The organism is Terrisporobacter muris, assembly GCF_024621905.1.
Lineage (GTDB): Bacteria > Bacillota > Clostridia > Peptostreptococcales > Peptostreptococcaceae > Terrisporobacter > Terrisporobacter muris.
This window is the reverse complement of the sequence record NZ_JANKBY010000180.1, coordinates 1-7,299: the sequence shown is the minus strand read 5'-3', so window position 1 is coordinate 7,299 and position 7,299 is coordinate 1. Positions and strand designations below refer to the sequence as shown.

4 protein-coding genes are annotated in these 7,299 nt (G+C 32.8%); 3 read left to right on the top strand and 1 reads right to left on the bottom strand.

Annotated features, from left to right (window positions below; translation table 11 throughout):
• The first annotated feature begins 189 nt into the window (after positions 1 to 189).
• Genes nuoE through NSA58_RS12975 form a run of 3 tightly spaced genes read left to right on the top strand, consistent with a single transcriptional unit; the run spans position 190 to position 6,006 of the window.
• Positions 190 to 699, top strand: coding sequence for an NADH-quinone oxidoreductase subunit NuoE (nuoE, locus tag NSA58_RS12985; protein WP_039678563.1), 510 nt, complete (start codon positions 190 to 192; stop codon positions 697 to 699).
• A gap of 13 nt (positions 700 to 712) precedes the next feature.
• Complete coding sequence (locus tag NSA58_RS12980; RefSeq protein ID WP_039678564.1) at positions 713 to 2,461, top strand: NADH-quinone oxidoreductase subunit NuoF; 1,749 nt, start codon at positions 713 to 715, stop codon at positions 2,459 to 2,461.
• Positions 2,462 to 2,478: 17 nt separating this feature from the next.
• Positions 2,479 to 6,006, top strand: coding sequence for a molybdopterin-dependent oxidoreductase (locus tag NSA58_RS12975; RefSeq protein WP_074429767.1), 3,528 nt, complete (start codon positions 2,479 to 2,481; stop codon positions 6,004 to 6,006).
• Between the two features lie 81 nt (positions 6,007 to 6,087).
• On the opposite strand, the gene NSA58_RS12970 is transcribed toward NSA58_RS12975, so the two are convergent.
• Positions 6,088 to 7,122, bottom strand: coding sequence for an ABC transporter substrate-binding protein (locus NSA58_RS12970; RefSeq protein ID WP_039678566.1), 1,035 nt, complete (start codon positions 7,120 to 7,122; stop codon positions 6,088 to 6,090).
• Positions 7,123 to 7,299: the final 177 nt, after the last annotated feature.

The window sequence follows — 7,299 nt, the reverse complement described above, 5'->3', positions numbered from 1 at the left end:
CTAAAAAAATGTATTTGTTAAGGATTTTTAAAAGATTACTTGAATGAGGTAAGTAAAGATTAACGAAAAAGTTAAAATAATAACAAAATTAGAAGTTTTTTGTTTGCTATAATTTCCTTTTTTTGCTAATATTATTAGTAGTACGTTATATATAATATAGATACAATTTTTAAATAGGGGGTAAATTAAATGAGTGAAAAATGCTGTTGCGGGACTGATAAATGTCAAGACTTCAAAGAGCTTGATCCCGTATTAGAAAAATATGCCAAAGTACCTGGTAGTTTAATTACAATATTGCAAAAAACTCAAGATATCTATGGGTACATTTCAATTGATGCAATGAATTATATTTCTGAAGCTACAGGTATAAAAACAGCCAAAATTTATGGTGTTGCAACATTCTATGCACAGTTCAGATTACAACCAATAGGAAAATATTTGGTAATGTTATGTCAAGGAACTGCATGCCATGTTAATGGTTCTGAGATGATAGAAGAAGCTGTATGTGAATTTTTAGGAATTGAAGATGGGCAAACAACAGAAGATGGAATATTTACATTAAATAATGTTGCATGTTTAGGATGTTGTTCATTAGCACCTGTTATGATGGTTAAAAGTGCAGATGGTGATGAAACTTATGGAAACTTAACTAAAGATTCTGTTAAAGAAATATTAACAGAAATTAGAGAAAGATCATAGGGGGTGAAAAGTGATGAAAGTTATAATCGGTCAAGGTAGTTGTGGTGTTGCAACTGGTGCAAAAAAGACAGCAGCAGAGTTTGAGAGACTTATTGGAGAAAAAGGGTTAGATATAAAGGTGGATATTACTGGTTGTGTAGGTACTTGTTACCTAGAGCCAATTGTAGATATATATGACGATAATGATGTTATGACAAGATATGTGAAAGTGAAACCTGAATGTGTTTCAGAAATAGTAGAAAAACATCTTGTTAATGGGGAAATAGCTAATGATTTAGCAATATCAGATGAAGATAAATTATTTATAGAAAAGCAACAAAGAGTGGTACTTAGAAATTGTGGTTTAATAAATCCAGAAAAAATAGAAGAATATATAGCTGTTGGTGGTTATGAAGCAACTAAGAAAGTAGTTACCTCTATGAGTCAAGAAGATGTAATAGAAGAAATAAAAGTTTCAGGACTTAGAGGTAGAGGTGGAGCAGGTTTCCCAACTTGGTTTAAATGGAATGCTGCACTACAAAATAAAGCAGATCAAAAATACATAGTATGTAATGCAGATGAGGGTGACCCTGGTGCATTTATGGATAGATCTGTTTTAGAAGGTGACCCACATTCACTTATAGAAGGAATGATTATAGGCGGATATGCAATGGGTGCAACTGAAGGTGTTATATATGTTCGTGCTGAGTATCCACTAGCTATACATAGACTAGAGATAGCTATGGCTCAAGCTAGAGAAAAAGGATATTTAGGTAAGAATATATTGGGTTCAGGATTTGATTTTGATTTAAGAATAAAAGCAGGTGCTGGAGCTTTCGTTTGTGGTGAAGAAACTGCACTTATAGCTTCTCTTGAAGGAGAGAGAGGAATGCCAAGACTTAAACCACCATTCCCAGCAGCAAAAGGTTATTGGCAAAAACCTACAAATATAAACAACGTGGAAACGTATGCAAACGTTTCTTGGATAATAGTTAATGGTGGAGCTGCATTTGGTTCAATGGGAACTGAAAAGAGTAAAGGTACAAAAGTATTCGCTCTTGCAGGAAAAATCAAAAAGGGTGGACTAGTTGAGGTTCCAATGGGTCTTCCGCTTAAAGATGTTATATTTGGAATAGGTGGAGGAATAAAAAAAGATAAAGCATTCAAGGCTGTTCAAATGGGAGGGCCATCTGGTGGTTGTATACCAGCTGCTTTAATAGATACTCCTGTTGATTATGAAAATATTAATAAAACTGGGGCTATAGTTGGTTCTGGTGGTATGATTGTAATGGACGAAACTACTTGTATGGTAGATATGGCAAGATATTTCCTAGATTTTACTAGAAAAGAATCTTGCGGTAAATGTAACTACTGTAGAGTTGGTACTAAGAGAATGCTTGAAATATTAGAAAGAATTACTAAAGGTGAAGGTAAGGATGGAGATATAGAACTTCTTGAAGAATTAGCAATGAAGATAAAAGATGGTTCTATGTGTGGACTTGGTCAAACTGCTCCTAACCCTGTTCTTACAACTATTAAATATTTTAGAAATGAATATGAAGACCATATTTACAATAAAAAATGTACAGCTAAATCATGTAAAGCTTTAATTTCATTTAATATAACTGAAGATTGTAAAGGATGTACAGCTTGTGCTAAAAAATGTCCTGTTGGCGCAATATCTGGTGAAAAGAAAGAAATGCATGTAATAGATCACGATAAATGTATAAAATGTGGTAAGTGCGAAGAAACTTGTAAATTCGGCGCAATAGTTAGAGACTAGGGGAGGAGGATGATAATATGAATAAATTCAGATTAAATATAGACGGTAAAGAAGTATTTGGTTTACCAGGTCAAACAATTCTTGAAGTTGCAAGAGAAAATGATGTTTTCATTCCTACTCTATGCTACGATGAAAGAACTAAAATATATGGTTCATGTGGTTTATGTGTAGTTGAAATAGAAGGAATGCCTAAAATGGTGAAAGCTTGTGCTACTGAAATTTCGCCTAATATGATAATAAAAACTAATACTGAGAGGGTTATAGAATCTAGAAAAACTAACTTAGAGTTATTATTATCTAATCACGTTGGTGATTGTAGACCACCATGTGTTCTAGCTTGTCCTGCAGGAACTGACTGTCAAGGATATGTTGGATTAATAGCAAATGGAGAATATGATGCTGCTATAGAATTAATAAAAGATAGAATACCATTACCTGCTGCAATAGGTAGAGTATGTCCTCATCCTTGTGAAGAAAAATGTAGAAGACAACTTATAGAAGAACCAGTATCTATCGCTTGGTTAAAAAGATATGCTGCTGATAAAGATTTAGAAAGTGAAAATCCATTTATACCAGAAATAGCTGATGAAACTGGAAAATCAGTTGCTATTATAGGTGGTGGACCAATGGGTCTATCTGCTGCATACTTCTTAAGACAAATGGGACACTCTGTTACTATAATAGAATCTATGCCAAAGCTTGGTGGTATGCTTCGTTATGGTATACCAGAATATAGACTTCCAAAAGCTGTTTTAGATGAAGAAATAGCTTTAATAGAAAGTATGGGTGTTAAAATGATACCTAATACTAAAGTTGGTGTTGATATACCATTTGAAACTATAAAAGAAGACTATGATGCTGTACTTCTTGGAATAGGTGCTTGGGTATCTACTGGTGTTAGATGCAAAGGTGAAGATAGTGAAGGAGTTATAGGTGGTATAGACTTCCTTAGAAAAGTTGTTAGAAATGAAGAAATAAAACTTGGTGAAAATGTGGCTATAGTTGGTGGTGGTAATACTGCAATGGATGCTTGTAGAACTGCTGTAAGACTAGGGGCTAAAAAAGTTTATAATATATATAGAAGAACTAAAAATGAAATGCCAGCTGATATGGTAGAAATAGTTGAAGCTGAAGAAGAAGGAGTAATCTTCAAAAATTTAACTAATCCTATTGAAGTTATTGCAGACGAAAATGGAAGAGTAAAACAAGTAGTACTTCAAGTTATGGAACTTGGTGAGCCTGATAGTTCAGGAAGAAGAAAACCAATACCAGTAGAAGGAAAAACTGAAACTATAGATATAGATACTATGATTTTAGCTATAGGTCAAGCAGTAGATGCTTCTAAATTCGAAGGAATGGATAAAACTAGAAAAAATGCCATAGCTTACGATAAAGATACATTTATGACTAGTATGGAAGGTGTATTTGCAGGTGGAGACTGTGGTAACGATAAGATATCAATAGCAGTAGAGGCTATAGCAGATGCAAGAAAAGTATCAAACTCTATAGATGCTTATTTAAATGGTGAAGTATTAAAATATGAAAAACCATTTGTTGTTGAAAGATTTGATATAACTGAAAAAACATTTGAAGATAGAGAAAGAATGTGTAGACCAGTTATGGATCAATTAGAAGCAGAGGAGAGAAAAGATAACTTTACTGAAGTAGTATTTGGATATGATGATGATCAAGCACTAAAAGAAGCTTCTAGATGTTTAGAATGTGGTTGTCATGACTACTTCGAATGTAAATTAATAGATTATGCTAATCAGTATGATGTTCACCCAGAAAGACTTGCTGGTGATAAAAATGTAATAGAATTTGAAGATGATCATCCATTTATAGTAAGGGACCCTAACAAATGTATACTTTGCGGACTTTGTGTAAGAGTTTGTGATGAAGTTATGGGTGTTGGTGCTTTAGGTCTTGTTGATAGAGGATTTGATACAGTAGTTAAGCCTTCTCTAGAAAAACCTTTAGCTGAGTCTGGATGTATATCTTGTGGACAATGTGTAAGTGTTTGTCCAACAGGAGCACTTCAAGAAAGACAAAGTGTAGTTAAAGAAGTTCCACTAGATACAGATGTAACAGATACAACATGTTCATTCTGTTCAGTAGGATGTAGCTTACATTTAGAAACTTATGGAGATATGTTAATTAAGTCTAATCCAGATAAAAATGGTCCAGTTAATAAAGGATTATTATGTGGTAAAGGTAAGTGGGGATTTGATTGTGCTTCATTAGAAGGAAAATTAACTAATCCACTTATAAAAGGTGAAGATGGATTTAGAGAAGCCAATTATCATGAAGCATTAGTACTTACTGCTAAAAAAGCTGAAAGTATAGCTGCTAAATATGGTAAAGATGCAGTGGCTGTTGCTATATCTGATAGATTTACAAATGAAGAAGCTTATGTAATGAAAAAATTAGCTGATACAATGGGAGCTAGAACACTTTGCTTTAATAACGTGGAAAGTGGATTAGAAAAAGTTTTAGGTCTTGATGCTTCTCCTAATACAATAGATGAATTATTATCTACAAATGTAATAGTGGCATTTGGATTTGTAATGGAAAATAACCCAGTAATCCAACTTAAGTTAAAACAAGCTGCTGAAAATGGAGCAAAAGTATATGTAATAAATCCAGAAGGCTATGCTGTAAATAATTTTGATTTTGCTACAAAGGTTGTATATGTTGAAAATGATGTTAAGGCTGTTAAAGAAATGGCTAAAGCTTTAATAGAAATAGGCAAAGTATCATCATTAGATAATTTTGAAGAATTTAAAGCTTCACTAGATGGTGTTTGTGTAAGTGATGAAATAAAAGAAATAGCAGGTGCTTATGCTAATGCTAAAAAAGCAATGTTAGTATTCCAACAAAATGTGGTATCTGTAGAAGCTGCTACAATGATAGCAAATATAGCTTTACTTTCAGGACATATAGGTGCACCTAGAGATGGTATACTTCAAATAAAAGCTAAAAACAATTCACAAGGATTAATAGATATGGGAATTAAAGCTGGAGCAGAAGCTATGGATGGTGTTAAAGCTCTTCTATGCTTTGGAGAAAATCCTATGACTAATTTATCTAACTTAGAATTCTTAATGGTATTAGATACTCATATGACTGAGACTTGCGATATAGCTGATGTTATATTCCCAGGTACAGGATCAGCTTCAGTAAACGGAACATTTACTAATACAGAAAGAAGAATTCAAAGTGTAAATGCTGCTATAGATGAAAATGTATTATCTAACTTTGAAGTTGCAGCTGAAATTGCTCATGTATACGAAGTAGATTTTAATTATAGAGATAGTGCTGATATAAGCATTGAAATGGAAGATGTTTTACCTAAATATAAATATGCTAAACTTGGAGAAGTATATGGTAACGTATTATCTCCGGTTGATGCTAAATTTGTAGTTGTAAATGATGGTGAATTTGTAAGTGTTCACAACTGTACAGATAATTTAATGAATGTTATAAATGAAAGATTACCTAAGCAAGTTAAATGTGAACATAAAAATATTGCATATAATGCTTAAATTATAAAATACAAATTTTAAATTAACAAATAAAAAGGATCACTTTTAAGTGATCCTTTTTTAGTTGGTAATTGTTTGGAATTATTTATTGTTTTCTATAGCCTTATCAGCATAAGTTGTTGTTACTAGTGAATCATAAGGTACTTTTTCGTTTAATTCTCCGCCTTCAATCATAACATCCATTAATCTGTTTAAGCTATCTTCTTTTAGAAGAGGATCTGATGCCCATGCATCTATTTCTTTATATTTATGAGCAACAACTTCTAGATCTTCTAGTGAATTATCTTCAAAGAATGGTTGCATAGCTTTAGCAATTTCTTTATCAGATGCTTGTTGAACCCATTGTTGACCTTTATATAAGGCATTAGTAAATCTTTGTATTAAATCAGAATTTTTATCCATATATGATTTAGTAGCACTATAGCAAGTAAAAGGTATTTCACCAGCATCTTGACCAACAGATGCTACAATATAACCTGCACCTTCTTTTTCAAGTTGAGTTGCTGTAGGTTCAAATGCAGTAGTATAATCAGCTTCACCAGCAGCAAATGCGCCTGCCATTACGCCAAACTGAACATCTGTACGCACCTTCACTTCACCTTTAGATGTATCTTCACCAATAGTTAAATCTTTATTTTTTAATAAGTATTCCAATGTCATTAGAGGAACTCCACCAGCTCTTCCGCCTAATATTTCTTTTCCTTCTAAATCTTTATAGGTAAAATTATCATTTTTTTCTCTAGATACTATAAAACTTCCATCTCTTTTAGTTAATTGTGCAAAGTTAATAGCATAATCGTCGCTACCTTGTTTATACACGTATATGGAAGCTTCAGGACCCATAAGACCAATATCAGCTTCTCCTGAAATTACTGCAGCCATAGTTTTGTCAGCACCTTGTGCATCGATAAGGTCTAATTCAATTCCTTCCTCTTCAAAGAATCCCTTAGTAATTGCTGCATATTGAGGTGCATAGAATACAGAATGTGTTACTTCTGCCACAGTAACTTTATCCAACTCTTTTTCCTTTTTAGCTTCATTGCTTGAAGAACAACCAGTAAGGCAACAAGCTCCTAGAGAAAGAGCACTTGCAAGAGCAATAATCTTTTTATGCATATATCCATCCCCCTATAAATTTGCGATAATATATTATATTAAAAGAGGTAAGAATGTGTTACAAAAATTTTCTTCGCTTAAGCCACTGAGTGGTGCTATGAAATTTTAGGAAACAGATTTGCTAAAAAATAAAAAGAACATATGAATTATATGTTCTTTTTATGGTATCTAATATAT